A 24,293-nucleotide genomic window follows, 5' to 3' on the forward strand; every position below is an offset into this window, starting at 1 on the left:
GCCCCGGACTGCCCTGCCGCATGCTGCGGCTCGCGCCCGGCCACGCGCTTCTCGTCGATGCCGGCGCGCTCCTTCCCCTCCTCGGCACCGCCGAGGCGCTGGCGCCTGCCGCCGCGCTCGGCATGGTGCAGTCCGGCCGCCCGTCCGGCGGCTTCGTCCACCTCCTCCTCGCCACGCACGAGCTGATCCTCGCCGAAGGCGCCTGGATCGAGAGCCTGCCGCCGCTGGCCGCCTTCCGGGTCTTTCCCTCCCGCGCCCTCGGCTGGGCCGACCGGCTGCTTGCCGAGCCGCAGGCCGCACTCCGGCCGCGGATCGTGCCGCCGGATCTCTCGCTGCCACCGACGGCGATCCGGCCGCCGCCCGAGGCCGCCTGAACAAAGCGCAACATCCGGGTCGCGCCGCGGTCCGGGCTGGCCTAGTCTCTTGCACAAGGAGACCGCCATGCCCACCGACCAGAGCCCCGAAGACCGCTACCACTACGCCGTCATCGCCCGCGCGCTGAAGACCATCGACGATGCCGGCGGCGCCCCCCTCGCGCTCGACGACCTCGCCGAGCGGCTTTCGATGAGCCCGGCGCATTTCCAGCGCGTCTTCACCCGCTGGGTCGGCGTCAGCCCCAAGCGCTACCAGCAGTACCTGACGCTCGACCACGCCAAGCGCCTGCTGACCGAACGCCGCACGCTTCTCGACGCCGCCGACGAGGCGGGGCTTTCGGGCACCGGTCGGCTCCACGACCTCTTCATCCGCTGGGAGGCGATGAGCCCGGGCGAGTTCGCCAAGGGCGCGGAGGGGCTGACGATGCGCTGGGGATGGTTCGAAAGCCCCTTCGGCCCCGCGCTCGTCATGGGCACGGATCGCGGCATCTCCGGCCTCGCCTTCGCCGGCGAAACGGGCGCGGAAGCCGCCATGGCCGACCTGCGCGGCCGCTGGCCGAAGGCGTGCTTCGTCGAGGACCCGATGGCGCTCCGCTCCTGGGTGCTCGCGGCCTTCGGCGCGGCAAGCGAGCCGGCACCGGTCCTCGCCATCGGCGCTCCGTTCCAGATCAAGGTCTGGGAAGCGCTGATCGCCATTCCTCCGGGCCATGTCGCGACCTATACCGACATCGCCCGGCGGGCCGGCTATCCGCAGGCGGTGCGCGCCGTCGGAACCGCCATCGGCCGCAATCCGGTCAGCTGGCTCATCCCCTGCCACCGGGCGATCCGCAAGACCGGCGGGCTCGGCGGATATCACTGGGGACTGCCGGTGAAACGCGCCATGCTCGCCTGGGAATCGGCCCGCGCCGAGGCCGGCTGAGGCGCGCCGCAGGATGCGCGGATTGTTGCCGGAACCGCTATTCCGGTCGGGCGTTATTGCCTAACAGCGGCTAATCTCCGATCAGACGCCAAACAACAAGCGGAGCAGCTTCCATGCGACTTTCCAAGAGCCTTCTCGGCGGTGCCGTTGTGGCCGTTCTTCTGGCCGCCTGCACCCCGGTCGACCAGTATTCGGCCGACCCGAACCAGCGCACCAAGGAAGGCGCGCTGACGGGTGCCGGGATCGGCGCGCTCGCCGGCATCCTCACCGGCGAGGGCGGCAAGGACAAGCTCGACCGCGCCGTGGTCGGCGCCGCGATCGGCGGCCTCGCCGGCGGGGTCGTCGGCTCCAACCTCGACCGCCAGGCGCGCGAGTTGCAGGCCGAGATCAGCGACAGCCGCATCCGCATCATCAACGAAGGCAACCAGCTCCGCGTGGTCATGCCGGAAGGCATCCTCTTCGCCACCGACAGCGCGACGGTGCAGGGCTCGATCCAGAACGACCTCTACGCGGTCGCCGACAACCTCAACCGCTACCCGAACACGCGGGTGGAGATCGTCGGCCACACCGACAACACCGGCTCGGCTGCCTACAACCAGGACCTGTCGCAGCGCCGGGCCATGGCCGTGGCGGCGATCCTGCGCGGCGCGGGCGTTTCGGGCGGGCGCATCGTCGCCTATGGCCGGGGCGAGGACCTGCCGGTCGCCTCGAACCTGACCCCCGAGGGCCGCGCCCAGAACCGCCGGGTGGAGATCCTGATCATCCCGCAAGGCTGAGGGGTTCGGAACAAGCGCGAGGCCGGGCCGATGGCCCGGCCTTTTTCGTTGTCGCGCGGCGCGAGTGGTCATATGATCTGACCAATTTTCGGAGAACGCGATGCCCTTCCAGAAGGTCGAGCCGGAGAAACTGTCGCAAAGCGTCGTGCGCCAGATCGAGGGGCTGATCTTGCGCGGCATCCTGCGCCCGGGCGAGCGGCTGCCCTCGGAACGCGACCTCGCCGAGCGGCTCGGCGTCTCGCGCCCGAGCCTGCGGGAAGCCGTCGCCGAGCTGCAGCTGGCCGGGCTCCTCACCACCCGCGCCGGTGCCGGAATCTACGTGGCCGAAGTGCTGGGCTCGGCCTTCTCGCCCGCGCTGGTGCGGCTCTTCGAGCGGCACGACGAGGCGGTGAACGACTACCTCGCCTTCCGCCGCGATCTCGAGGCGCTGGCCGCCGAACGGGCGGCGCGGCGCGCCTCGGACACCGACCTGACGGTGATCGACACCATCTTTGCCAAGATGGAGGCCGCCCACCAGAAGCGCGACCCTGCCGACGAGGCGCGGCTGGACGCCGAGTTCCACATGGCGATCATCGAGGCCAGCCACAACGTGATCATGCTGCACATGATGCGGTCGATCTTCGACCTCTTGCGGCAGGGCGTGTTCTACAACCGACAGGTCGTGTTCCGCCAGAAGACCACGCGCGGCACGCTCCTCGACCAGCATCGCGCGATCCGCGACGCGCTCCTTGCACGCGATCCGGCCGGCGCGCGGGCGGCGGTCGAGAACCACCTCGACTTCGTGGCCCGCGCCCTCGACGACGACCGCCGGACCCAGCGCAACGAGGCCGTCGCGCGCCTCAGGATCGCCCAGGAGGACGCGCGCGGCTGAGGCCGGAACCTCGCTGCCGCCGCGTCAGCGCCGCCATCGTCGGCTTGACAGCCCATGCCCCGGCACGAGAGGCTTCAGGCGCGGGTGGTCTTCGCCCGCGCAACAGAGGTGGGACAGTGCGATGGAACAGATCCTTTCCCAGCTGATCGGCGGGGCGATCGGCGGACTCGGCGGCGGCAAGGTCGTCAAGGACGCCGACATGGGCAACATCGGCAACCTGATCGCCGGTGCGCTCGGCGGCATCGGCGGCGGCCAGCTCGTCGGCGGGCTTCTCGGCAGCGGCACCGACATCGCCGCAATCGCGGGGAACCTCGTCGGCGGTGGCGTCGCCGGCCTCATCGTGCAGGTCGTCGTCGGCCTCGTCCTGAAGAAGCTGCGCGGCTGAACCGGGGGGGCGCCGCGCCGGGCCCCTCGCGGCCGGGCCGCGCTTTCGGAAACGACAAAGGCCCGGCGCCTCGCCGGGCCTTTCCCTTATCTGCGCCGGCTCAGTGCAGCCGCGTCTCGACCTCGCCGATCGACGCCTCGATCAGCTTGTTCTTCTCGGCTGCGGACATCTTCGCCGCGATGAGATCGCCCGCGGCGGCCACCGCCACGCTCACCGCGCGGTCGCGCACCTCGCGCACGGCCGACGCCTCGGCCGAGGCGATCTGGTCCTCGGCAGCCGCAAGCCGCCGCTTGATCGCAGCCTTGAGATCGGCCTTCGCCTGTTCGGCCGCGGCCAGCGCCTCGCGCTTCGCGGTCTCGACGATGCGGTCGGCCTGCTCCTGCACTTCCTTCTGCTTGCGCTCGTAGGAGGCGAGGATCGACCGCGCCTCGTCATGCAGCGCACGCGCCTGGTCGAGTTCCGACTTGATCCCCGCGGCGCGCTTGTCGAGAAGCCCGCCGATCAGCGCCGGCACCTTGAAGTAGACGAGCACGCCGACGAAGATGAGGAAGGCCAGCAGCACGACGAAGTTCGTGTTGCGCAGCGAGAAGAAGGGACCGCCGGCCGCAAAGGCCGGGCTTGCCACGAGGACGGGCAGCGTCGAAAGCAGAATCCGGTTCATCGCATCACCCCTTCAGCCTGCTCGCCACCGCGTCGGCGACGGCGCCCACGTCCGCCTTGCCGCCCAGCGCAGCGACGATCGCCTCGGCGGTGTCCTTCGCCACGACCGCGACGTTCTCGGCCGCGCCGGCGCGGATCTCCTCGATCCGCTTCGCGCTTTCGGCCGCCTTGGCGGCGATTTCCGCATCGGCCTTGGCTGTGGCCTTGTCGAGATCCTTCTGGATCTCGGCCCGCGCCTCGGCGACGATCTTGTTCGCCTCGGCCCGCGCGTCGATCAGCGCCTGGTTATAGGCCTTCTCGGCCGCCTCGGCCTTCAACTTCAGCTCCTCGGCCGCGGCGATGTCGCTGGTGATCTTGCCCTGACGGTCGGCGAGGATGCCGCCGATCCGCGGCAGCGCCACGCGCGTCAGCACGAAATAGATCAGCGCGAGCGCGACGGCGAGCCAGAATATCTGGTTGCCGAAGGTCGAGAAATCGAGTTGCGGCATCCCGGCGGATTGCGCGGCGTGCCCCGCCGCCTCCGCGGCATGGCCGGTCGCCTCGGTCACCGCCCCGGCGGCCTCTGTTGTCGTGTTTGCCATCTCGGCCCCCTCGAAACCTTGATTACAACCCGGACGGGCGCAAGCCCTGCCCCCGTCCGGCCGTAAGGATGGTCAGGGAAGGCTCAGACGGCGAACATCAGCAGGAGCGCGACGAGGAACGAGAAGATCCCGAGCGCTTCGGCGAAGGCGATGCCGATGAAGAGCGTGGCGGTCTGGCCGGCCGCGGCCGAGGGGTTGCGGAGCGCGCCGGCGAGGAAGTTGCCCGCGACGTTGCCCACCCCCATGGCGGACCCGCCCATGCCGATGCAGGCGAGGCCCGCACCGATGAATTTGCCGAGAGCCGCTGCTGCTGCGATTTCCATGTTGATCTCCTTACGGTTGGATTTGCAGGTTCGTGGAAGACCGGCGTCAGTGGTGCGGATGCAGCGCATCCTTGAGGTAGACGCAGGTCAGGATGGTGAAGACATAGGCCTGGATGAAGGCCACGAGGATTTCGAGCGCGTACATCGCCACTATCGCCAGGATCGACAGCGGCGTCACCGCGATGCCGATGCCCGAGATGAGGACGAGCGGCGCGAAGGCGGCGAAGACCTTGATCACCGCGTGACCGGCCATCATGTTGCCGGCAAGTCGGATGGAGTGGCTGACCGGGCGCACGAAGTAGGAGATGACCTCGATCAGCGCCAGCACCGGACGGAGCGCAAGCGGCGCCGAGGAGACCCAGAAGAGGCCGAGGAACCCTGCCCCGTTCTTGACGAAGCCGACGAGCGTGACGGTCAGGAAGACCGCGACCGCCATGAAGGCGGTGACCGCGATGTGGCTCGTCGTCGTCAGCGCGCCGGGGATCAGCCCGAGGAAGTTCGAGAAGACGATGAAGCAGAAGAGCGTGAAGATGTAGGGGAAGAACTTCAGCCCGTCCTTGCCGGCGACGTCCTCGACCATCTTGTGGACGAAGCCGTAGCCGAGCTCGGCCACCGACTGGAGCCGCGAGGGGATTATCGCCCGGCCGCGGGTGCCAAGCACGAAGAGCGCGAAGATCGCCAGGAGCGTCAGGCCCATCCACAGAGTGGCGTTGGTTGGCTCGTACCATTTCAGGCAGCCGTGCACTATGTCTTCTGCCGGAACGCAACTTCCGGGCTCGATCTCCCGGAACAGCGGCTGGATCTTGAACTGGTCCATCGGATGGAACGTCAGGCCGTCGCTGTGCTCTTCCGTCGCCACGTCTATTCCCCTTCGTCACTGGCGGGCCGGCCCGCCTGCTTCCCGTCCTGGATTTCCCGGGCGGTGCGAAGCATGGTCTTCACCCCGGCCACGAAGCCCAGCAATGTGAACAGCACCAGAAAGAGGGGCAGCGTCCCCAGCAGGACGTCGAGCCCGTATCCGATGCCGAAGCCGATCCCGAGTCCCGCGACCAGCTCGATCACCATCCGCCAGCCTTGGCTCGCGGCCGAGAAATGCTCGTCCCCGCGCGGGGTCCGGGCCTGGTCCTTCCTCGCCGCCGCCAGCTTCTCCTCGAGCGCCTTCAGGCGGTCGGGATCGGGCTCGCCGGACATGGAAAGGCCCCCTCGGTCAGTTGCGCGATGACTAAGGCCGGCCCGGGCCCGAGTCAATCGGCGAAATCGCCAGGGCATTTTGGCGCAATAGATTGATATATATATATATTTCTCCAGACACTCGGCACTCCCCTGCCCCCGTGGCGGCGCCGGAGCCTCCCGTTCGCGCCCGCAGCCATATTCAACCTTCCGGTTGACGATCGCGGGCCGAGGCCGCAGGAAGGGGCATGATCCCGCGGCCCGCGCCCTCGCTCGACACGATCTTCGCCGCCCTCGCCGACCCGACGCGGCGGGCGATCCTGACGATGCTCCTCGAGGACGACATGGCCGTGACCGACGTCGCCTACCCATTCGCCATCTCGCTCGCCGCCGTCTCCAAGCACCTCGCGATCCTCGCCGAGGCCGGGCTCATCAGCCAGGAAAAGCGCGGCCGGGTGAAGTGGTGCAAGCTCGAGCCCGACGCGATGCGCGCCGCGACCGTGTGGATCCAGGGCTTCGGCCAGTTCGACCCGATGGACTTCGACGCCTTCGAGCGGTTCCTCGATGCCGAGCTTTCGTCGGCCGGCCCGCCGCCGCCGGCAGGGGACGGCTGATCGCACGCCCCCGTCTATTCGATCCAGACGCCCACGAAATGCGACAGGACGCGCCCGGCGCGGTCAAGGCAGGCGGTGATCTCCACGACGTTGCTGTTGAAGCCGACATGCCCTGCGACCTCACGCCCGCTGATCGCGGCCTTCGGATCGGGACAGTGCGACCGGCTCACGCCGTCCTCGCCCACCGTGACATAGGTGCCGCGCGCCGCGGGAATGCCCCTCCGCGCCAGGGACCGCTCGACTGCGTCGGCCGGGGCGCCTACCGGTGCCTCGTCGGCCAGGATGGCGCGCCATTCGTCGGCGCGGCGTTCGGCGATCGGCGTGACACAGGCGGCGAGCAGGACGGCAGGAACTGCTGCGAGGGCGGTGCGGCGCATGGTGATCTCCGTGTCCACGCTTCCGGGTACATAGGGACGGCCGCAGCTTCAAGCCTCATCCGGGCCGGGATTTCCCGCCCTGACGGCGGTGCCGCGCCGGTCGTCATCGCGGAGAAGCATGGCCAGCGCGACGACCGTCAGCGCCACCCCCGCGAAGACCAGTGCCGGCGGCGACGGCTGGCCGAGCGCCACCTGCCAGAGGATCACCCAGGCGGGCACCAGATAGGTATAGGCCATGACCTTCGCCGCCGGCACGCGCAGCGTGGCGTATTGCAGCAGGACGAAGGTCGCCGCCGAGGCGAAGACGGAGGTGTAGAGAAGCGTCACCCAGACGATGCCCGGCAGCGCGGTCCAGTCGGTCGCGCGGATGGCGCCCCACCCCCAGAGGGTCGTCACGGCGGTCCCCGCGACGGTCATGCCGAAGGTGAAGACGAGCGGATGCTCGCCCTGGTTCAGTTTCCGCACCATCGGCGTGTAGAGCGCATGGGCCACGCAGCCCGCGAAATAGATCGCCTCGCCCCTGCCGACGTGGAACCGGAGCATGGCCTGCCAGTCGCCGCGGAAGATGACCCAGAGCGCGCCGGCCGCGCCGATGGCCAGCGCCAGCGCGATCCGCGGCGTCGTCGGCTGGCGGAGGAGGAGGAAGCCGAACCCCGCCGTCACGATCGGCGTCAGCGTGAAGACGGCGGCCGCCGAGACCGGGGCGGCGGTCTTCAGCCCCTCGAACATCAGGACGAAATAGGCCGCGAAAAGACCGCCGAGCACCGCGTAGCGCCACGGCGCCCGCGCCGCCTGCCGCGGCAATCCTGTCGTCAGGAGCACCGCCACCCCGATGATCACACCGGACAGCAGGAACCGCAGCGCGGTGAAGGCCACGGGCGAGACCGCGTTCGCCATCATCGCGCCCAGCGGGAAGGAGCCGGCGACGAGCATCGAGAAAAGCGCCATCGCCAGATGGCCGCGCAAGGGCGCCCCGTGGAGTCCGCCGCCGCGCACCGGTCTCAGTCCATCCCGCAGCGTTTCGCGTCTTCCTTCACCGCCTTGAGAAAGAGCTGGATGCGCGGCGTGCGGTGCAGGTCGACATGGGTGACGAGCCAGAGCGGGGTCTCCCATTCCGGGCGGCCGGGCATCGCCACGACCAGCCCTTCGGCCGCGCGCTTCTGCATGGCCGGCAGGAAACCGAGCGCCGCGCCGGCGCGGATCGCGTCGGCCGCCACGTTCGCCTCGTTGGTGCGGAAGGTGATCGCCTCGTCGGGCACGCGCTCGGCCAGCCAGCGGTGGAAAGGGGCTCGGCTCTCCGGATCGGCCGGCCCGACGAAACGGTGGCGGCCGAGGTCGGTCTCGTCCTGCGGCAGGCCGTGCGCGGCGACGTAGTCCGGGCTCGCATAAAGCGCGACGCTGCGGATGCAGAAGGGCTGGACGACATTGTCGGGGTCCTGCGGCCGCCCGCCCGCGCGGATCGCGACATGGGCCTCGCCGTATTCCAGCCGGAAGAGGCGCGGGTCGCTGATGTAGCGGACGCGCAGTCCCGGATACTCCCCCTGCAGCCGGACGAGCGCCGGCGTGACCAGTTCCGAGAGGCCGGGGATCGAGGTGACGACCAGTTCGCCGGAGATTTCGGTCGTCGTGCCGCTGATCCGGGCGGCGAGATGGGCGAACTGGTCCTCGGTGGCCCGCGCCACCTTCAGGAGCTCCTGCCCCGCCTCGGTCGCCGTGTAGCCGCGCGGGTGCCGCTGGAAGAGCTTCGCGCCAAGCCGGGCCTCGAGCGCGTCGATGTGGCGGATGACCGTGGCGTGGTGGACCCCCAGCACCTCCGCCGCGCCCGAAACGGTGCCGATGCGCGCCACCTGGTAGGCCGTCCGCACCTCGTCCCAGCTCTCCATGGGGCAACTCCTTGAAATCACGAAAAAGATCACGGGGCGTTCACGAAGAAGTACTGTGCGTCCATGAACATACCGGCGTGTAGATTGGCCGTTTTCCCGGATTGTTCAACACCTATCTCAATCCTGCCGGCGCCGATCACGCTCCCTCGTATCGCCGCGACACCGGCCACGCCGGGTTCCATCCAGACGCGGGCTGCGGCCCGCAGAAACCGAAAGGACAGACCATGAAGACGAAACTCGCCCTCTCCGCCATCGCGCTCCTCGCCGCCGCGCCGGCCTTCGCCTCCTCGACCCAGCTCGAGCTCTCGGCCGGCGTGCCGGCAGGCGTCTACACCGTCGCCCAGGCCGGCGAGATCGCCTCGGCCGAGACCGCCGCCGACGCGCTGCGCCTGAAGAAGTTCTACGCCGCCCAGAACACGGGCGAAGTGGCGCGCAGCGATTTCTCGGTCGACGCCGCCGCCGCCACGGTGCGCCTCGGCGGGTCCGACCGCCGCTGACTGCCGGCAGCCGTTCCCTCCGGCAAGGGCACGCGGACACCCGCGTGCCCTTTCGATTCCGCCCCATGCCGCGGCGACCCGACACGCCCCGGCCCGCTGCGCAACCCGGGCCTCTCCCTTGACTCCGCGCGGCAAGGCGCGTAAGGCGCGGCCAATCCGGCAGCCCGAAAGAGCTTCCGGTCCCCGGCCCGACCGGGGATCGCCATCCGTCAGCGCGTCGCGCCCACGGGTGCGTTTTGCGTTTGGGCGGCCCCGTGCCTATCTCGGGGGCCAGAGGATCAACCGGCCAAGGAGGGCCCGCGATGTTCGAGAACCTGTCAGAACGCCTCGGCGGCGTCTTCGACCGGCTGACGAAGCAGGGCGCGCTTTCGGCCGAGGACGTGAAGACGGCGCTGCGCGAGGTCCGCGTGGCGCTTCTGGAGGCCGACGTCTCGCTTCCCGTCGCGCGGGATTTCGTCAAGGCGGTGGAAGCGAAGGCCACCGGCGCGGCGGTGACGAAGTCGGTCACCCCGGGCCAGCAGGTCGTGAAGATCGTACACGACGCGCTGGTGGATGTGCTGCGCGGCGCCGAGGATCCTGGCGCGCTCAAGATCGACAACCCGCCCGCGCCGATCCTGATGGTCGGCCTCCAGGGCTCGGGGAAGACGACGACGACGGCGAAACTCGCCAAGAGGCTCAAGGACCGCGAGAAGAAGCGCGTGCTGATGGCCTCGCTCGACACCAACCGCCCTGCGGCGATGGAACAGCTTCAGATCCTCGGCCAGCAGGTCGGCGTCGACACGCTGCCCATCGTCAAGGGCGAGACGGCCGTCCAGATCGCGAAGCGCGCCAAGCAGCAGGCGACATTGGGCGGCTACGACGTCTACATGCTCGACACCGCCGGGCGCCTCCACATCGACGAAGTCCTGATGGACGAGGTGCAGGCGGTCCGCGACGTGGCCAAGCCCCGCGAGACCCTGCTCGTGGTCGACGGCCTCACCGGGCAGGACGCCGTGAACGTCGCCACCGAGTTCGACGGCAAGGTCGGCATCACCGGCGTCGTCCTGACCCGGATGGACGGTGACGGCCGTGGCGGCGCGGCGCTTTCCATGCGCGCGGTCACCGGCAAGCCGATCCGCTTCGTCGGCCTCGGCGAGAAGATGGACGCGCTCGAGACCTTCGAGCCGGAGCGCGTGGCCGGGCGCATCCTCGGCATGGGCGACATCGTGGCCCTCGTCGAGAAGGCGCAACAGACGCTCGAAGCCGAGCAGGCCGAGCGGATGATGAAGCGCTTCCAGAAGGGTCTGTTCAACATGAACGACCTCAAGGGCCAGCTCGAACAGATGCTGAAGATGGGCGGCATGCAGGGGATCATGGGAATGATGCCCGGCATGGGGAAACTCTCCAAGCAGATGGACGAGGCCGGCTTCGACGACGGCGTCCTCCGCCGCCAGATCGCGCTCATCAACTCGATGACGAGGAAGGAACGCGCCAACCCCGACCTCCTCCAGGCGTCGCGCAAGAAGCGGATCGCGGCAGGGGCGGGGCTCGACGTGGCCGAACTCAACAAGCTCCTGAAGATGCACCGCCAGATGGCGGACATGATGAAGAAGATGGGCAAGATGGGCAAAGGCGGGATGCTGAAACAGGCCATGAAGGGCATGTTCGGCAAGGGCGGAATGCCCGACCCCTCGAAGATGAGCCCCGAGGAACTGGAGGCGATGGCCAAGGGCGTGCAGGAGGGCATGGGCGGTGGCAAGATGCCGGGCGGCCTGCCGGCGGCGCTCGGCCGCGGCGGCCTCGGCGGCCTGAACCTGCCGGCCGGGCTTTCCGGCCTCGGCGGCTTCGGGAAGAAGAAGTGATCGCACCCACGCTCCATACGGCGCGGCTGACCCTGCGCGGCCCGCGGCTCGCGGACTTCGAGCACTGGGCGGCGTTCTTCGCCTCGGACCGATCGCGCTTCGAGCGCGGGCCCCTCGGCCGGGCGGAGGGCTATCGCACCTGGGCGGCCGACGTGGCGCTCTGGCCCCTGCGCGGCTATGGCGCCTTCGGCCTCGACGACCGGACGACCGGCGCCTATGTCGGCGAGGTCGGCATCTACCAGCCCGAAGGCTTCCCCGAACCCGAGCTTGGCTGGTTCCTGGTGCCCGAAGCCGAAGGCAAGGGCTACGCGGCCGAGGCCGCCCGCGCCGTCATCGGCTGGGTGCGCGCGCGCTTCGGCTGGGACCGGCTCGTCTCGATCGTCGACCCCGCGAACGCGCGGTCCATCGCGCTCGGCCTGCGGCTCGGCGGGGTGATCGACCCGACGCTTCCCGGCGTCGATCCGGGCGACGTGGTGATCCGCCATGACCTCGGGGGGCGCCGATGACCGTGACCCTCGCCGGCACGCCCGTGCTCACGACCGAACGGCTGGTCCTCCGCGCGCCCCGCCAGGGCGATTTCGAGCCCTGGGCAGAGATGGCTGCCTCCGACCGCGCCCGCTTCATCGGTGGCCCGCTCGACCGCGCGCTGGCCTGGCGCGCGCTCGGCCATCTCACCGGGCACTGGATCCATCGCGGCTTCGGCATGTTCGTCTTCGCCGCGAAGACCGCTCCCGACGTGCCGCTCGGCATGGCCGGGCCGTGGTTTCCCGAAGGCTGGCCGGAACACGAGATCGGCTGGACCCTCTGGGCGGCCGGGGCCGAAGGCAGGGGCTATGCCTTCGAGGCGGCGACGGCGGCGCGCGCCCACGCCTTCCGCGATCTCGGCTGGCGCACCGCCGTCAGCTACATCGCGCCCGAGAACGCCCGCTCCATCGCGCTCGCCCTGCGCCTCGGCGCGGTGCGGGACGAAACCGCCGCCCACCCGGGCACCGAACCCTGCCTCGTCTATCGCCACCCTGTTCCGGAGGGGATGCGATGATCCGGCCCTGGGAAATGCCGCCGACCGGCCCGGCCGCCGCGCTCGCGGCGAGGTTCGCGGATCGCGTGCCGGTCCTCGTGACCCCGCGCCTGACGCTTCGCGCGCCGCAGGTCGGGGATTTCCAGCCCTATGCCGTGATCTTCATGTCCGACCGCGCCGCCGGGCTCGGGGGGCCCTTCGACCGCGAGGGGGCCTGGGCGGACTTCTGCCAGGCCGTCGCCGGCTGGATGCTGCGCGGCATGGGCGTCTGGACCATCGCGGCGCGCACAGGCGGCGAGGTGCTCGGCTTCGGCTACCTCTGGCAGGAGTACGGCGACCCCGAACCGGAGATCGGATGGGTGATGACCGAGGCGGCGGAAGGCATGGGCATGGCGCGGGAGGCCGCCGAGGCGATCCGGGCGCACGCCTTCGGCACGCTCGGCATGACGACCGTGGTCAGCTACATCGACCACGACAACGACCGCTCCATCGCGCTCGCCGAACGGCTGGGCGCGGTTCGCGACCGTGAGGCGGAGGCCGCGTTCGCCGAACCCGTCCGCGTCTACCGCCACCATCCGGAGGGCCGCGCATGACCCGGCCGCTTCGCCGCCGCCCGAAGACCCAAGGCCCCGTTACCGCCCCGCGCGCCCTGTCGGGACGGAAAACCGACGCGAACCCGACGCGGGCGGGACGGGAAACCGACGCCCGGAACCGCCCGAGGAGAGCCGCATGACCGACGCCACCGCCCGCGCCGCCGCGCTCCTGAAGGAGCACCGCGAGTCGATCGACCGGCTCGACGCCATCCTCGTCTACACGCTCGCCGAACGGTTCAAGCACACCCAGTCGGTGGGCCGGCTGAAGGCGACGCACGACCTTCCGCCCTCCGACCCGGTGCGCGAGGCCGAGCAGATCGCACGGCTGGAGAGGCTGGCCGAGGAGGCCGACCTCGATCCGGAATTTGCCAGGAAATTCCTGAACTTCGTCATCAGCGAAGTGATCAGGCACCACGAGAGACTGCAGAAGTAAGGCGGGGCTCGCTCTGCCACAACCACGCCATTTCAAAGGAGAAAACGACATGGCCATGAAGATCCGTCTCGCCCGCGGGGGTTCCAAGAAACGCCCCTACTACTCGATCGTCGCCGCCGACTCGCGCATGCCCCGCGATGGCCGCTTCATCGAGAAGCTCGGCACCTACAACCCGCTCCTGCCCAAGGACAGCGAGGACCGCGTCAAGATGAACATGGAGCGGGTGCAGCACTGGCTCACCCAAGGCGCCCAGCCGACCGACCGCATCGCGCGGATGCTGGAAGCCGCAGGGGTCAGGGAGAAGGCCACCCGCGCCAACATGAAGAAGGCCGAGCCGGGCGACAAGGCGAAGAAGCGCGCCGAGGAGAAGGCCGCGAAGTCGACGAAGGCCGCTGAAACCTCGGCCGAGTAAGGCAGCGCCATGCTGGTGGGCTTCCTCCTGCGCCGGACCGTGACCCTTGCGCTCTGCGCGGGGTCGTTCTGGCTCGGGCTGAAGGCCGACCGGATGGTCCGGCCCCCGCCGGCGGCCGCCCCCGCGGCCGCCCATTGCCCGGAGGCCGAAGGTGGCGGCTGACCGCATCTGTGTGGGCGCCATCGCGGGCGCCTTCGGTGTCAGGGGCGAGGTGCGGCTGAAGAGCTTCTGCGCCGAGCCCGAGGCGATCGCTTCCTACGCGCCGCTCTTCACCGAGGACGGGGCGCGGAGCTTCGCCGTGACCATCACCCGCGCGATCCCCGGCGGGCTTGCCGCGCGGCTTTCGGGCATCACCACGAAGGAGGAGGCCGACGCGCTGCGCGGCACCTCGCTTTACGCCGACCGCGGGAAACTGCCGAACCTGCCGGACGACGAGTTCTACCACGCCGACCTGATCGGGCTTCCGGTCTTCGACACCGGCGGCGTCCAGCTTGGCACCGTGCGGGCGATCTACAACCACGGCGCGGGCGACATCCTGGAGATCTTCGCGCCGGGGCGCCGCACCGCGCTCCTGCTGCCCTTCACGAAGGCGGCCGTCCCGACCGTGGATCTGACCGCCCGCCGCATCGTCGCCGACCCGCCCGAGGAGACGGGCGAATGACCGGGACGACAACCAAGTCCCACGGGCGGCTTTCCATTTCTACCTCGCTCCGCCCCCGCGACCTTCTGGCCGAGGCCGCGCGGGTGAAGGGGGCGTGGCTCGCGCGGATCATCACGCTTTTCCCCGAGGCCTTTCCCGGAACGCTCGGCCTGTCGCTCACCGGCAAGGCGCTGGCCGAGGGGCTCTGGGCGCTCGAGACCATCGACCTGCGGCCCTTCGGAATCGGCAGGCACAGAAACGTGGACGATACGCCCGCGGGCGGCGGCGCCGGCATGGTGCTGCGGGCCGATGTGGTGGCGAAGGCGCTGGATCAGGCCGCCATCGGCACCCCCCCCGACCGCGCCCGCTGGCCGGTGGTCTACCTCTCGCCGCGCGGCCGCCCCTTCGATCAGGCCACCGCCCGCCGCTGGGCCGGCGCGGAGGGGATCACGCTGCTCTGCGGACGGTTCGAGGGCGTCGATCAGCGCGTGCTGGATCACTACGTGGTCGAGGAGGTCAGCCTTGGCGACTTCGTGATGACCGGCGGCGAGATCGCCGCGCAGGCGATGATCGACGCCGTGGTGCGGCTTCTGCCGGGGGTGCTCGGGAATGCGAGTTCCACCGAGGAGGAAAGCCATTCGCACGGCCTCCTGGAGCATCCGCAATACACGAGGCCCGCGGTCTGGGAGGGGCGGGAAGTTCCCGCCGTCCTGACCTCGGGCAATCACGCCGAGGTGGAGAAATGGCGGCGCGCGGAGGCGGAGAGGCTGACGCGGGAGAGACGACCGGATTTGTGGAGCAGTCATAACGCCGTCGCAGAGGAATAGCCAACTGGCCGTGGTCATCGGGACTGTTCTGCGGTTCCGGTCAACGTGATCGCGACCCGCAGGATTTCGGCGGAATGACGAAATCCTGCTGTGCCCGCCCACCGGGCGGCGGGCACATTCGTGCCCACCTTGGGCGGACCCATCAGAATTTGGCATCCTCTGCGCAAGTTGATGGCCCCTCGCCCTGCGCCTTGCGCCTTCGGGCAACGGCACGGGTGTCCGTCCACTGGACGGCCACCTTGTCGTGCCGAGTCGCGCACCGGCCATCATCGGCCCCTTGACCCGTTCCCCCGACACTCCTATACCCCGCCCGTCCGGGGCTTTGACGAGTCGTCCGGGCTGTTGTCCGTTGGCCCACGTCCTTCGCATTCTTCGGCGAGGTCGGTCAGGGGCAGCACGAGAAGCGAATGTTGACCTGATCTCCGGCGGGCGCGAGATGCGGACCCGGTGAAGACGCGGAGCTCTCACGGCGCGCACACCATCGCGGAACCACCGCGAGCATTGGAAAGGATCACGCGATGAACCTGATCGCGGAACTGGAGGCCGAGCAGATCGCCGCTCTCGGCAAGTCCATCCCGGACTTCAAGGCGGGCGACACCGTCCGCGTCGGCTACAAGGTGACGGAAGGCACGCGCTCGCGCGTGCAGAACTACGAAGGCGTCTGCATCTCCCGCAAGGGCGGCAACACGCTCAGCGCGTCGTTCACCGTCCGCAAGATTTCCTTCGGCGAGGGCGTCGAGCGCGTCTTTCCGCTCTATTCGACCAACATCGATTCGATCGAGGTCGTCCGCCGCGGCCGCGTCCGCCGCGCCAAGCTCTATTACCTGCGCGACCGCCGCGGCAAATCCGCCCGGATCGCCGAAGTCACCAACTACAAAGAAAAAGCCGAGTGAGGAGCGGGACCATGCGCAAGAACATCCATCCCGACTACCACATGATCCAGGTGAAGATGACCGACGGATCGACCTACCAAACGCGCTCCACCTGGGGCAAGGAAGGCGAGACGCTGGCGCTCGACATCGACCCGCTCGCGCATCCCGCCTGGACCGGCGGCTCGGCCAAGCTGATGGACACCGGCGGCCGCGTGTCGAAGTTCAAGAACAAGTACGCGGGTCTCGGATTCTGAGCCTATTGCGCTTTGCAAGGCAAGGCGCACAACATATAGTAGAGGCGCGCTGGGAACAGCGCGCCTTTTGATTCCGGGCCTGCCGGGACTACGGACGGGGACGAGACGTGGCGCATATCATCGTCGTGGGCAACGAAAAGGGCGGGTCAGGCAAGTCCACGACCTGCATGCATGTCGCAACCGCGCTTGCCCGCATGGGCCACAAGGTCGGGGCGCTCGACCTCGACCTCCGCCAGAAGAGCTTCGCGCGCTACATCGAGAACCGTCGCGCCTTCGCGCGGAAGGAGGGGCTCGACCTGCCGATGCCGGACTACCGTGACCTGCCAGAAGTCGACCAGGCGAGCCTGGCCGCGGGCGAGAACATCCATGACCGGCGGCTTTCGGCAGCCGTCGCGGGGCTTGAAAGGGACGCAGAGTTCATCATCATCGACTGCCCCGGTTCCCACACCCGGCTGAGCCAGGTGGCGCATTCGCTGGCGGACACGCTGATCACGCCCCTCAACGACAGTTTCATTGACTTCGACCTGCTCGCCCGCGTCGATCCCGACACGAGCCGGGTGATCGGGCCCTCGATCTATTCCGAGATGGTCTGGCACGCGCGGCAGCTCAGGGCGCGGGCGGGGCTGAAGCCCATCGACTGGATCGTCTTGCGGAACCGGCTTGGCGCGCAGCAGATGCACAACAAGCGGAAGGTGGGCGGAGCGCTTGAGCAGCTTGCGAAGCGGATCGGCTTTCGCGTGGCGCCGGGCTTCTCGGAGCGGGTGATCTTCCGCGAGCTCTTTCCGCGGGGCCTCACGCTCCTTGACCTGAAGGATGTCGGCGTCGAAAGGCTCAACATCTCGAACGTGGCGGCCCGTCAGGAGGTGCGCGACCTGATGCGCGAACTGCGGTTGCCGGGAGTCGAGGCGGCGTTCTGAGCCGGCTCAGGCGGCGCGCGGCGCGCGGATGAAGAGCGAGGGCTGCGGCCGGCGGCCACGGCGCGCGGGCTGAGTACCGAGCGAGACGAGGCGCTTTTCGAAGGCGTCGGACTCCTGCGACCTGGCGCGGGAAAAGCGAGCGATGATGGCGGCTGCGAATTTCATCTGACGATCCTCACTCTCTCTCGTGTTCCGCCCCCGGTATTAAGAGTTAACCCAACATCCGTGACCGAAAGGCGGCGCGGTCGGGGATTTTTGACGGAGTTCTCGCGACGGTTGCGCCGCATGACCGGACATGTTGCGGGGGCAATCGCATCCTGGCGCGGCGATTGGTCACCAATCTGCGAACGATCCGCCGCCCGGGATCGCCCGGGCTCGCACCGACCCGCCGGATTGCGGCGGAACCAAGACAGGAACCGTCAGGTGCGCAGGACGCGGTAGACCGCCGGAATCACCAGCACCGTCAGAAGCGTGGAGGACGCGAGCCCGAAGAGGAGCGAGATCGCGAGGCCCTGGAAGATCGGGTCGGTCAGGATCACCGCCGCGCCGATCATGGCAGCCAGCGCGGTCAGCAGGATCGGCTTGAAGCGGATCGCCCCGGCCTCGATGACGACCTCGGTCAGCGGACGGTCGGGCGTCTTGGCGTGGCGGATGAAGTCGACGAGCAGGATCGAGTTCCGGACGATGATGCCCGCGAGCGCGATGAAGCCGATCATCGACGTGGCCGAGAAGGGCGCCCCGAAAAGCCAGTGGCCGAGGAGGATGCCGATGAAGGTGAGCGGGATCGGCGTCAGGATGACGAGCGGCACCTTGAACGAGCCGAACTGCGCCACGACGAGGATGTAGATGCCCAGGAGAGCCACGCCAAAGGCGGCGCCCATGTCGCGGAAGGTGACCCAGGTCACCTCCCACTCCCCGTCCCAGAGGAGCGAGGGCGCGGTCTCGTCGTCGGGCTGGCCGTGGAGCACGATCTGCGGTCTCGTGAGGCCGGTCCAGTCCTGCGCGTCGAGTGCGTCGGAAACGGCGAGCATCCCGTAGAGCGGCGCCTCGAAATCGCCGGCAAGCTCGGCCGTCACCATCTCGGCCGCGCGGCCGTTGTGACGGAAGATCGGGAACGAGCCGACCTCTTCGGTGACCTCGACGACATCGCCAAGCTCGACGACGCCGCGCGCGCCGGGAAGGACGTTCTGCGGCAGGGGCGTCGTCAGGAAGCGCTCGTCGAAGGTGCGTTCGCCCTTCGGCCGCTCGATCCGGATCGGAATCGGCTGGCGCCCCTCGCCCCGGTGGGAATAACCGATCGTGGCGCCGCCATTCAGGATCGCGATCGTGTCCAGCACGTCGCCCTCCTGCACCTGGAAGAACTCCGCCGCGTCGGTGGACACCGTGGTACGGATGCGCCGGGCGGGGTCGCCGTAGGAATTGTCCACATCGACGATGAAGGGCACGGAGCGGAACGCCTCCTCGACCTTCGCGGCCACGGACCGGCGGGTGTCCGCATCGGGCCCGTAGATCTCGGCCAGGAGCGTCGCCATCACCGGCGGACCCGGCGGCGGCTCGACCGTCTTCAGCACGGTGCCCTCCGGCAGGGGCAGCGCGAGGATCTTCTGGCGGATCTCCAGCGCGATCTCGTGGCTGGTGCGGTCCCGCTCGCCCTTGGGCAGGAGGTTGATGGCGACCTCGCCCATCTCGGGTGAGGCGCGCAGATAGGTGTGGCGCACGAGGCCGTTGAAATTGAAGGGCGCGGCCGTGCCGGCATGGGTCTGGACCGACCTTACCTCGGGCAGGTCGAGCACGGCCTTCGCCACCGCCTGCGCCACCGCGTCCGTCGCCTCCACCGGGGAGCCTTCGGGCAGGTCGATCGTGACCGAAAGCTCCGACTTGTTGTCGAAGGGCAGGAGCTTCACCGTGACATGCTTGGTATAGAAGAGCCCGAGCGACCCGAAGGTCAGCACGACAACCGCACCGATGAAGAGCCAGCTCCGCGTCTTGGAGGCCAGGATGGGCCGCGCGACGGCGGCATAGGCGCGGCCAAGTCCTCCTCCGGGATGGCCGTGGCCGCCGTCATGGCCGTGTGCCGACATGTCCGCCTTTCCAGCGACCTTCAGCATCAGCCAGGGGGTCACCATGACGGCGACGAAGAAGGAAAAGATCATCGCCGCCGAGGCGTTGGCCGGGATCGGCGACATGTAGGGGCCCATCAGCCCGGACACGAAGAGCATCGGCAGCAGCGCCGCGACCACGGTCAGCGTCGCGACGATGGTCGGGTTGCCGACCTCGGCCACCGCGTCGATGGCCGCCGTCTTGCGGTCGCGCCCGTCGGCCATGCCCCAGTGGCGCGCGATGTTCTCGATCACCACGATTGCGTCGTCGACGAGGATACCGATGGAGAAGATGAGCGCGAAGAGCGAGACGCGGTTCAGCGTGTAGCCCATCACGTTCGAGGCGAAGAGCGTGAGCAGGATCGTCACCGGGATGACGATGGCCACCACGAAGGCCTCGCGCCGGCCGATCGCGACCCAGACGAGGGCGATGATGGAGACCGTGGCGAGGGCAAGGTGATAGAGAAGCTCGTTTGCCTTCTCGTTGGCGCTTTCGCCGTAATCGCGGGTGATCTCCACCGCGATATCCTCGGGGATCAGCCGGCCTTCGAGCATGTGGACCCGGTGCAGGATCTCTTCGGCCACGGTGACGGCGTTCGAACCGGCGCGCTTGGCCACGGCGAGCGTCACAGCCGGAACCCGGCGGACCGCGCCATCCTCGCCCTTCGTGACCGTGGCGACCAGATGTTCCTCGCCGTCGTCGGCGAAGCTGACGTCGGCGACGTCGCGGACATAGACGGGCCGTCCGTCGCGCGCGGTCAGGAGCAGGTTGCCGATCTCTTCCGGCGAGCGCAGCGTCTCGCCGGCAACCAGCATGACCTGCTGGCCCGCGTCGCGCACGAAGCCCGTCGGAAAGGCGGTATTGGCCCCCGTGACCTTGCCGGCAAGCTGCTGCAAGGTCATGCCGTAGAGGGCGAGCCGCTCCGGATCGGGCGCGATCCGCAGCCGCTCGCTAGTCTCGCCGACGATGTAGGAAAGGCCCACGTCGGGGATCTTGGCGATTTCGGTCCTGAGTTCGCGGGCTATGCGGGTGAGGTCGTTGGCGGTGATCCGCTCCGCGGCCTCCGGCTTCGGCGCCAGCGTCAGGGACAGGATCGCCACGTCGTCGATGCCGCGGCCGACGATCTGCGGTTCCGGGATGCCGACGGGGATCTGGTCCATGTTGGCGCGGACCTTGTCGTGGACGCGCAGGATCGCATTGTCGGAGGGCGTGCCGACAAGGAACCGCGCCGTCACCATCACTCGGTCGTCGGCGGTCTGGGAATAGACGTGCTCCACCCCGTCGATGCCCTTGACGATGGTCTCGAGCGGCTCGGTGACGAGCTTCGCGGCATCCTCGGCCTTGAGCCCGCTGGCCTGGACGTGGATGTCCACCATCGGGACGGAGATCTGCGGCTCCTCCTCGCGCGGCAGCGCCAGGAGCGCCACCACGCCGAATACGAAGGCCGCCATCAGGAACAAGGGCGTCAGGGGCGAGGTGATGAAGGCGCGCGTCAGCCCTCCGGCGATGCCGAGGCTGTGGGGTTTCATCTCGTTCACGGCAGGACCACCATGTCGCCGGCGGCGAGGCCGCTCAGCACCTCGACCATCTCCTGTCCGTCCTGCCGCACGTCTTCACCCAGGACGACGGCCCGCTCGACCTCGGCGCCGGCTTCGGTCACGCGGACGAAATCGAGCCCGGCGCGGGTCGCCACCGCGCCCCGGGGGATCAGGAGCGCCTCGCGTTCGCCGACCGGCAGCGACACCAGCACGCGGGCGCTGACGAAATCGGTTTCCAGCCCCTCGACCTCCACGTCTGCCACCACCCGGCCGTTGCTGATCTGGGGGTAGAGCTTGGCGATCCGCCCGGCCGCCGCAGGGCCTGCGGCGGAGATGCGGATTTCCGCGCCTTCCTTCAGCGCGGAGGCGTGGCGTTCCGGCACCGAGAGCCGCAGGAAGACACCGCCCCCGCCGATGGTCGCCACGGGTTCCCCCGGCATGATGACGGCGCCGGGGGTGACCGGCACCGTCAGCACGAGCCCGTCGCCGGGTGCGAGGACGCGGCCCTCGGCGCCCTGCTGCTCGGCGATCGAGCGCTGCGCCTCGATCGTGGTGATCTGGCCCGACAGCACGTCCACGCTCGTCTGCAACTGGTCCAGCCGCTGCGCCGTGATGACGCCGCGCTCCACCAATGCCTGACCGCGCTCGAGGTCGGCCTGCGCGGTGGAAAGCTGCGCCTTCAGCGCCTCGATCTGCGCGTCGAGAGCAGCAACCTGGAAGGCGATCTTGTCGTCATGGACGACGGCGATCTCCTGCCCCGCCGTCACCATGTCGCCCTCCGTCACCGACAGCGACTGCACGATCCCGCCGATCCGGGCCCGGGCAGGCACCGTCTCGCGCGCCTCGACGGTGCCGTAGACCGACTTCCACTCGGTCACCGTGGCGGGGGCGAGCGAAACCGTCCCGGCGAAGGCGGGCGTGGCGGCGATAAGGCAGGAGAGCAGAAGCGCGCGCATGGGATGCGGCCTTTCAGAATGCGCAGCCGGGTTTCACGCCGATCTTGCGGAAGAACGAAGCGGCCGGGCAGAATCCGGTGAAGGCGGATTGCAGCAGGTTCAGGCCGACAAACACCGTCAGCCAGACGAAGTAGGGCGAGACCCACTGGGTCAGAGCGACGGAAAGTAGAACCATGGCGCCGGCAAAGGCAAAGATGGTGCGATCAAGGGACATGACAGCCTCCGTTGTGTTGTCACATTCATAATCGTGAATGTAAATTCCGAAATCAAGATGGCACCTTCAATTTTCCCGCTTTTCGCCAAATGGTCGCAGCCCGGCCATGACCCAGATCAACCGGGCAGCAGGAACCCGGCGGCGGACCGGGCAAGGTTGCAACGGTCAGACCCAGGGGCCGACCGGCGCGAAGCTTTCGGGGCGCGCCCGGCGCCAGCGCAAGAGGTAGCCGAAGCCGTCCTCCTCCTCGCGCAGGAGGAAGCCTTCGGGCAGGTAGGGATAGATTTCCTCGCCCGTCACCATGTCGCGGTCCTTCTCGCGCATCAGAAGGTGGTGGGGAAGGAAATCCCCCGGATGGGCCAGCCCCGCCGCGCCGGTCATCTCGGCCAGGGCCTTCAGCGTGTTCCGATGGAAGCGGAAGACCCGCTCCGCCTTGTCGCCGGGGTCGAGTGCGCGCGCCCTGAGCGGATCCTGCGTCGCCACGCCCACGGGACAGCGGTTGGTATGGCAGGCCTGCGCCTGGATGCAGCCGACGGCGAACATGAAGCCGCGCGCGGAATTGGCCCAGTCGGCGCCGAGCGCCAGGACGCGGGCGATGTCGAAGGCGCTGACGACCTTGCCCGAGGCACCGAGCTTCACGCGGTCGCGCAGGTTTGCCCCCCTGAGCGCGTTGTGGGCGAAGGTCAGCCCTTCCACCAGCGGCATCCCCATGTGGTTGGCGAATTCGACCGGCGCGGCCCCCGTGCCGCCTTCCTTGCCGTCGATGACGATGAAGTCGGGGGTGATGCCGGTCGCTCGCATTGCCTTGACGACGCACATGAATTCGCGCCTGTGGCCGATGCAGAGCTTGAACCCCACCGGCTTGCCCGCCGAAAGCTCCCTGAGCCGGCCAATGAACTCCATCAGCCCGATCGGCGTCGAGAACTCGGAATGCGCGGCCGGCGAGACGCAATCGACGCCCAGCGGCACGCCGCGCGACTCGGCGATCTCGCCTGTGACCTTGGCGCCGGGCAGGACACCGCCGTGGCCGGGCTTGGCGCCCTGGCTCAGCTTCAGTTCGATCATCTTCACCTGCGGATCGGCCGCCTGGTCGCGGAACCGCTCCGGGTCGAACCGACCCTCCGGCGTCCGGCAGCCGAAATAGCCCGAGCCGATTTCCCAGATGATGTCGCCGCCCCCCGCGCGGTGATGGCGGCTGATCCCGCCCTCGCCCGTGTCATGGGCGAAACCGCCCTTCCGCGCCCCCCGGTTCAGCGCGAGGATCGCATTGGCCGAAAGCGCGCCGAAGCTCATCGCCGAAATGTTGTAGATCGACGCGTCGTAGGGCTGGCGGCAGTCCGGCCCACCGATGCGGGTGCGGAAGTCGGCATTCTCGATCTGCACCGGCACGATCGAATGGGTGAGCCATTCGTAGCCGGCGTCGTAGACGCGCTCGCGCGTGCCGAAGGGCCTCTTGTCCTCCACCCCCTTGGCGCGCTGGTAGACGAGCGAGCGGTCGTCGCGCGAAAACGGCTCCTCGTCCTGGTCGCTTTCAATCAGGTACTGGCGGACCTCCGGCCGGATGCCTTCGAAGAGAAAGCGCATGTGGCCGATGAGGGGGTAGTTCCTGAGAATCGCGTGCCGATGCTGGAGGAGGTCGTAGGTCCCGAGCAGTGACAGGGACGCGAAGATCGCCGTCGGCAGCAGGAGCCAATCCTGCCATGTCGCCGCGACCGCGAAGACGACCGCAAGTGCGGCCGACAGCACCAAGGCCGAGTACCGTTCCATCGTTCACCGCCCCGCTGAGCAACGCGAGCATGATCCTGCCCGGGCGCGTTCCCCGAAGCAAATGCCAATGTCCGCAAAGGATCGGCACCAGGACTTGCGGCAGGGTTAACGCGCGCCGGTGGCGGCCGGGCGGTGCGCCCGGCCTCTGCCGGCCGGTCTCGTGGATGCCCGGCCGCTGGCCAGCGCAACAATCAGTCCGGTTCGCTCGGACGCCATCTCCGCGAACCGGGCGACGTGGAGCTGACGGACGCCCCGCCGAAATCGAGCCGGCAGATCGCGGATGACATCCGCCAGCGGGAACAGCCGGCATCGATTGTGGGGACTGCACCGATAGGGAGCGGATAACCCGCCTGAGGCACGCCGGGCGGATCCGCTTCGACTGGTGCAAGATGGCGCGCCCGAAGAGATTCGAACTCCTGACCCCCAGATTCGTAGTCTGGTGCTCTATCCAGCTGAGCTACGGGCGCGTAGGCACGGCATT

The 24,293-nt window shown here is 69.0% G+C and carries 32 protein-coding genes and 1 tRNA gene; 19 read left to right on the forward strand and 14 right to left on the reverse strand.

All coding sequences use genetic code 11. From position 1 onward, the window contains the following. The 5 genes from F9K34_RS05465 to F9K34_RS05485 all read left to right on the forward strand — a co-directional run. A partial coding sequence (locus tag F9K34_RS05465) for a Hint domain-containing protein (protein ID WP_291335898.1) occupies positions 1 to 374 on the forward strand: 374 nt, incomplete at its 5' end. 67 nt (positions 375 to 441) lie between these two features. Then, positions 442 to 1,293 carry a bifunctional helix-turn-helix domain-containing protein/methylated-DNA--[protein]-cysteine S-methyltransferase gene (locus F9K34_RS05470; RefSeq protein WP_291335899.1) on the forward strand — a complete coding sequence of 284 codons (852 nt, stop codon included), beginning with the start codon at positions 442 to 444 and terminating at the stop codon, positions 1,291 to 1,293. Between the two features lie 113 nt (positions 1,294 to 1,406). Next, positions 1,407 to 2,069, forward strand: a complete 663-nt coding sequence (locus tag F9K34_RS05475; protein WP_291335900.1) for an OmpA family protein — start codon at positions 1,407 to 1,409, stop codon at positions 2,067 to 2,069. 100 nt (positions 2,070 to 2,169) lie between these two features. Beyond that, positions 2,170 to 2,940 (forward strand): FadR/GntR family transcriptional regulator, encoded by a 771-nt coding sequence (locus F9K34_RS05480; RefSeq protein ID WP_291335901.1) that lies wholly within the window; start codon positions 2,170 to 2,172, stop codon positions 2,938 to 2,940. A gap of 121 nt (positions 2,941 to 3,061) precedes the next feature. Next, a complete protein-coding gene (locus F9K34_RS05485) occupies positions 3,062 to 3,325 on the forward strand; it encodes a hypothetical protein (RefSeq protein ID WP_291335902.1) in 264 nt (87 codons plus the stop codon). A gap of 100 nt (positions 3,326 to 3,425) precedes the next feature. On the opposite strand, the gene F9K34_RS05490 is transcribed toward F9K34_RS05485, so the two are convergent. From F9K34_RS05490 to F9K34_RS05510, 5 genes are all read right to left on the reverse strand, one after another. Beyond that, complete coding sequence (locus F9K34_RS05490; protein ID WP_291335903.1) at positions 3,426 to 3,986, reverse strand: F0F1 ATP synthase subunit B; 561 nt, start codon at positions 3,984 to 3,986, stop codon at positions 3,426 to 3,428. 4 nt (positions 3,987 to 3,990) lie between these two features. Further along, on the reverse strand, positions 3,991 to 4,566 hold the full coding sequence (locus F9K34_RS05495; protein WP_291335904.1) for a F0F1 ATP synthase subunit B': 576 nt from the start codon (positions 4,564 to 4,566) through the stop codon (positions 3,991 to 3,993). Between the two features lie 83 nt (positions 4,567 to 4,649). Then, the gene (locus F9K34_RS05500) at positions 4,650 to 4,889 is read right to left on the reverse strand and encodes a F0F1 ATP synthase subunit C (RefSeq protein ID WP_105514294.1); all 240 of its coding nucleotides are present in this window, start codon (positions 4,887 to 4,889) and stop codon (positions 4,650 to 4,652) included. Positions 4,890 to 4,935: 46 nt separating this feature from the next. Then, positions 4,936 to 5,748: a F0F1 ATP synthase subunit A gene (locus F9K34_RS05505; RefSeq protein ID WP_436405713.1), complete on the reverse strand. Its 813-nt coding sequence runs from the start codon at positions 5,746 to 5,748 to the stop codon at positions 4,936 to 4,938. A 2-nt stretch (positions 5,749 to 5,750) separates the two neighbouring features. Then, positions 5,751 to 6,080: an AtpZ/AtpI family protein gene (locus F9K34_RS05510; RefSeq protein ID WP_291335905.1), complete on the reverse strand. Its 330-nt coding sequence runs from the start codon at positions 6,078 to 6,080 to the stop codon at positions 5,751 to 5,753. 227 nt (positions 6,081 to 6,307) lie between these two features. Here F9K34_RS05510 and F9K34_RS05515 point away from each other — a divergent pair, with 227 nt between their 5' ends. Further along, a complete protein-coding gene (locus F9K34_RS05515) occupies positions 6,308 to 6,673 on the forward strand; it encodes an ArsR/SmtB family transcription factor (protein WP_291335906.1) in 366 nt (121 codons plus the stop codon). 14 nt (positions 6,674 to 6,687) lie between these two features. Here the strand turns inward: F9K34_RS05515 and F9K34_RS05520 are convergent, their stop codons facing one another. From F9K34_RS05520 to F9K34_RS05530, 3 genes are read right to left on the reverse strand one after another with little or no spacing between them, the layout of a single operon-like run. After that, a complete protein-coding gene (locus F9K34_RS05520) occupies positions 6,688 to 7,050 on the reverse strand; it encodes a hypothetical protein (protein WP_291335907.1) in 363 nt (120 codons plus the stop codon). A 48-nt stretch (positions 7,051 to 7,098) separates the two neighbouring features. Continuing rightward, the gene (locus tag F9K34_RS05525; protein WP_291335908.1) at positions 7,099 to 8,016 is read right to left on the reverse strand and encodes a DMT family transporter; all 918 of its coding nucleotides are present in this window, start codon (positions 8,014 to 8,016) and stop codon (positions 7,099 to 7,101) included. Positions 8,017 to 8,051: 35 nt separating this feature from the next. Beyond that, entirely contained in the window at positions 8,052 to 8,933 is an 882-nt protein-coding gene (locus F9K34_RS05530; RefSeq protein WP_291335909.1) for a LysR family transcriptional regulator, read from the reverse strand. Between the two features lie 224 nt (positions 8,934 to 9,157). On the opposite strand from F9K34_RS05530, the gene F9K34_RS05535 reads away from it, so the two are divergent. The 13 genes from F9K34_RS05535 to F9K34_RS05595 all read left to right on the forward strand — a co-directional run bounded on the left by F9K34_RS05535 (position 9,158) and on the right by F9K34_RS05595 (position 17,237). Beyond that, the gene (locus F9K34_RS05535; protein ID WP_291335910.1) at positions 9,158 to 9,430 is read left to right on the forward strand and encodes a hypothetical protein; all 273 of its coding nucleotides are present in this window, start codon (positions 9,158 to 9,160) and stop codon (positions 9,428 to 9,430) included. Between the two features lie 302 nt (positions 9,431 to 9,732). Then, a complete protein-coding gene (ffh, locus tag F9K34_RS05540) occupies positions 9,733 to 11,271 on the forward strand; it encodes a signal recognition particle protein (protein WP_291335911.1) in 1,539 nt (512 codons plus the stop codon). Next, positions 11,268 to 11,777 (forward strand): GNAT family N-acetyltransferase, encoded by a 510-nt coding sequence (locus tag F9K34_RS05545; RefSeq protein ID WP_291335912.1) that lies wholly within the window; start codon positions 11,268 to 11,270, stop codon positions 11,775 to 11,777. The genes ffh and F9K34_RS05545 overlap by 4 nt, the downstream gene beginning before the upstream one ends. Beyond that, positions 11,774 to 12,310: a GNAT family N-acetyltransferase gene (locus tag F9K34_RS05550; RefSeq protein WP_291335913.1), complete on the forward strand. Its 537-nt coding sequence runs from the start codon at positions 11,774 to 11,776 to the stop codon at positions 12,308 to 12,310. Before F9K34_RS05545 ends, F9K34_RS05550 begins: the two co-directional genes overlap by 4 nt. Further along, positions 12,307 to 12,882, forward strand: coding sequence for a GNAT family N-acetyltransferase (locus F9K34_RS05555; RefSeq protein WP_291335914.1), 576 nt, complete (start codon positions 12,307 to 12,309; stop codon positions 12,880 to 12,882). The genes F9K34_RS05550 and F9K34_RS05555 overlap by 4 nt, the downstream gene beginning before the upstream one ends. A gap of 136 nt (positions 12,883 to 13,018) precedes the next feature. Further along, entirely contained in the window at positions 13,019 to 13,315 is a 297-nt protein-coding gene (locus F9K34_RS05560; protein WP_291335915.1) for a chorismate mutase, read from the forward strand. 49 nt (positions 13,316 to 13,364) lie between these two features. Then, complete coding sequence (gene rpsP, locus F9K34_RS05565; RefSeq protein WP_291335916.1) at positions 13,365 to 13,727, forward strand: 30S ribosomal protein S16; 363 nt, start codon at positions 13,365 to 13,367, stop codon at positions 13,725 to 13,727. A 9-nt stretch (positions 13,728 to 13,736) separates the two neighbouring features. Continuing rightward, complete coding sequence (locus F9K34_RS05570) at positions 13,737 to 13,889, forward strand: hypothetical protein (protein ID WP_291335917.1); 153 nt, start codon at positions 13,737 to 13,739, stop codon at positions 13,887 to 13,889. Then, the gene (gene rimM / locus F9K34_RS05575; protein WP_291335918.1) at positions 13,879 to 14,388 is read left to right on the forward strand and encodes a ribosome maturation factor RimM; all 510 of its coding nucleotides are present in this window, start codon (positions 13,879 to 13,881) and stop codon (positions 14,386 to 14,388) included. Before F9K34_RS05570 ends, rimM begins: the two co-directional genes overlap by 11 nt. Then, positions 14,385 to 15,194: a tRNA (guanosine(37)-N1)-methyltransferase TrmD gene (gene trmD, locus F9K34_RS05580; protein ID WP_291335919.1), complete on the forward strand. Its 810-nt coding sequence runs from the start codon at positions 14,385 to 14,387 to the stop codon at positions 15,192 to 15,194. The genes rimM and trmD overlap by 4 nt, the downstream gene beginning before the upstream one ends. A gap of 518 nt (positions 15,195 to 15,712) precedes the next feature. Then, positions 15,713 to 16,087 carry a 50S ribosomal protein L19 gene (rplS, locus tag F9K34_RS05585; RefSeq protein ID WP_291335920.1) on the forward strand — a complete coding sequence of 125 codons (375 nt, stop codon included), beginning with the start codon at positions 15,713 to 15,715 and terminating at the stop codon, positions 16,085 to 16,087. An 11-nt stretch (positions 16,088 to 16,098) separates the two neighbouring features. Next, positions 16,099 to 16,320, forward strand: coding sequence for a 50S ribosomal protein L31 (gene rpmE, locus F9K34_RS05590; protein ID WP_291335921.1), 222 nt, complete (start codon positions 16,099 to 16,101; stop codon positions 16,318 to 16,320). Between the two features lie 107 nt (positions 16,321 to 16,427). After that, positions 16,428 to 17,237: a division plane positioning ATPase MipZ gene (locus tag F9K34_RS05595; RefSeq protein WP_291335922.1), complete on the forward strand. Its 810-nt coding sequence runs from the start codon at positions 16,428 to 16,430 to the stop codon at positions 17,235 to 17,237. Positions 17,238 to 17,243: 6 nt separating this feature from the next. Here the strand turns inward: F9K34_RS05595 and F9K34_RS05600 are convergent, their stop codons facing one another. The 6 genes from F9K34_RS05600 to F9K34_RS05625 form a co-directional block, all read right to left on the reverse strand. After that, complete coding sequence (locus F9K34_RS05600) at positions 17,244 to 17,402, reverse strand: hypothetical protein (RefSeq protein ID WP_291335923.1); 159 nt, start codon at positions 17,400 to 17,402, stop codon at positions 17,244 to 17,246. Between the two features lie 254 nt (positions 17,403 to 17,656). Continuing rightward, a complete protein-coding gene (locus F9K34_RS05605) occupies positions 17,657 to 20,875 on the reverse strand; it encodes an efflux RND transporter permease subunit (RefSeq protein ID WP_291335924.1) in 3,219 nt (1,072 codons plus the stop codon). Next, complete coding sequence (locus F9K34_RS05610; RefSeq protein ID WP_291335925.1) at positions 20,872 to 21,831, reverse strand: efflux RND transporter periplasmic adaptor subunit; 960 nt, start codon at positions 21,829 to 21,831, stop codon at positions 20,872 to 20,874. Before F9K34_RS05610 ends, F9K34_RS05605 begins: the two co-directional genes overlap by 4 nt. A gap of 13 nt (positions 21,832 to 21,844) precedes the next feature. Then, entirely contained in the window at positions 21,845 to 22,045 is a 201-nt protein-coding gene (locus F9K34_RS05615) for a YgaP family membrane protein (RefSeq protein ID WP_291335926.1), read from the reverse strand. A 165-nt stretch (positions 22,046 to 22,210) separates the two neighbouring features. Further along, positions 22,211 to 23,812 carry an FMN-binding glutamate synthase family protein gene (locus tag F9K34_RS05620; RefSeq protein ID WP_291335927.1) on the reverse strand — a complete coding sequence of 534 codons (1,602 nt, stop codon included), beginning with the start codon at positions 23,810 to 23,812 and terminating at the stop codon, positions 22,211 to 22,213. A gap of 390 nt (positions 23,813 to 24,202) precedes the next feature. Continuing rightward, positions 24,203 to 24,279, reverse strand: a tRNA-Arg gene (locus tag F9K34_RS05625). Positions 24,280 to 24,293 lie beyond the last annotated feature (14 nt).

Origin of the sequence: Albidovulum sp. (assembly GCF_008933605.1) — a bacterium.
Taxonomy (GTDB): Bacteria; Pseudomonadota; Alphaproteobacteria; order Rhodobacterales; family Rhodobacteraceae; genus Albidovulum.

Bases quoted from the DNA above. Each gene is read 5' to 3' on its own strand.
- F9K34_RS05620 (WP_291335927.1), bottom strand. From the start codon at position 23,812: ATGGAACGGTACTCGGCCTTGGTGCTGTCGGCCGCACTTGCGGTCGTC.
- F9K34_RS05550 (WP_291335913.1), top strand. From the start codon at position 11,774: ATGACCGTGACCCTCGCCGGCACGCCCGTGCTCACGACCGAACGGCTG.
- F9K34_RS05515 (WP_291335906.1), top strand. From the start codon at position 6,308: ATGATCCCGCGGCCCGCGCCCTCGCTCGACACGATCTTCGCCGCCCTC.
- F9K34_RS05485 (WP_291335902.1), top strand. From the start codon at position 3,062: ATGGAACAGATCCTTTCCCAGCTGATCGGCGGGGCGATCGGCGGACTC.
- F9K34_RS05510 (WP_291335905.1), bottom strand. From the start codon at position 6,080: ATGTCCGGCGAGCCCGATCCCGACCGCCTGAAGGCGCTCGAGGAGAAG.
- F9K34_RS05520 (WP_291335907.1), bottom strand. From the start codon at position 7,050: ATGCGCCGCACCGCCCTCGCAGCAGTTCCTGCCGTCCTGCTCGCCGCC.
- F9K34_RS05610 (WP_291335925.1), bottom strand. From the start codon at position 21,831: ATGCGCGCGCTTCTGCTCTCCTGCCTTATCGCCGCCACGCCCGCCTTC.
- F9K34_RS05600 (WP_291335923.1), bottom strand. From the start codon at position 17,402: ATGAAATTCGCAGCCGCCATCATCGCTCGCTTTTCCCGCGCCAGGTCG.
- trmD (WP_291335919.1), top strand. From the start codon at position 14,385: ATGACCGGGACGACAACCAAGTCCCACGGGCGGCTTTCCATTTCTACC.
- F9K34_RS05570 (WP_291335917.1), top strand. From the start codon at position 13,737: ATGCTGGTGGGCTTCCTCCTGCGCCGGACCGTGACCCTTGCGCTCTGC.
- rplS (WP_291335920.1), top strand. From the start codon at position 15,713: ATGAACCTGATCGCGGAACTGGAGGCCGAGCAGATCGCCGCTCTCGGC.
- F9K34_RS05480 (WP_291335901.1), top strand. From the start codon at position 2,170: ATGCCCTTCCAGAAGGTCGAGCCGGAGAAACTGTCGCAAAGCGTCGTG.
- rpmE (WP_291335921.1), top strand. From the start codon at position 16,099: ATGCGCAAGAACATCCATCCCGACTACCACATGATCCAGGTGAAGATG.
- F9K34_RS05495 (WP_291335904.1), bottom strand. From the start codon at position 4,566: ATGGCAAACACGACAACAGAGGCCGCCGGGGCGGTGACCGAGGCGACC.
- F9K34_RS05535 (WP_291335910.1), top strand. From the start codon at position 9,158: ATGAAGACGAAACTCGCCCTCTCCGCCATCGCGCTCCTCGCCGCCGCG.
- F9K34_RS05475 (WP_291335900.1), top strand. From the start codon at position 1,407: ATGCGACTTTCCAAGAGCCTTCTCGGCGGTGCCGTTGTGGCCGTTCTT.
- F9K34_RS05555 (WP_291335914.1), top strand. From the start codon at position 12,307: ATGATCCGGCCCTGGGAAATGCCGCCGACCGGCCCGGCCGCCGCGCTC.
- F9K34_RS05500 (WP_105514294.1), bottom strand. From the start codon at position 4,889: ATGGAAATCGCAGCAGCAGCGGCTCTCGGCAAATTCATCGGTGCGGGC.
- F9K34_RS05530 (WP_291335909.1), bottom strand. From the start codon at position 8,933: ATGGAGAGCTGGGACGAGGTGCGGACGGCCTACCAGGTGGCGCGCATC.
- F9K34_RS05560 (WP_291335915.1), top strand. From the start codon at position 13,019: ATGACCGACGCCACCGCCCGCGCCGCCGCGCTCCTGAAGGAGCACCGC.
- F9K34_RS05490 (WP_291335903.1), bottom strand. From the start codon at position 3,986: ATGAACCGGATTCTGCTTTCGACGCTGCCCGTCCTCGTGGCAAGCCCG.
- F9K34_RS05615 (WP_291335926.1), bottom strand. From the start codon at position 22,045: ATGTCCCTTGATCGCACCATCTTTGCCTTTGCCGGCGCCATGGTTCTA.
- ffh (WP_291335911.1), top strand. From the start codon at position 9,733: ATGTTCGAGAACCTGTCAGAACGCCTCGGCGGCGTCTTCGACCGGCTG.
- F9K34_RS05470 (WP_291335899.1), top strand. From the start codon at position 442: ATGCCCACCGACCAGAGCCCCGAAGACCGCTACCACTACGCCGTCATC.
- rpsP (WP_291335916.1), top strand. From the start codon at position 13,365: ATGGCCATGAAGATCCGTCTCGCCCGCGGGGGTTCCAAGAAACGCCCC.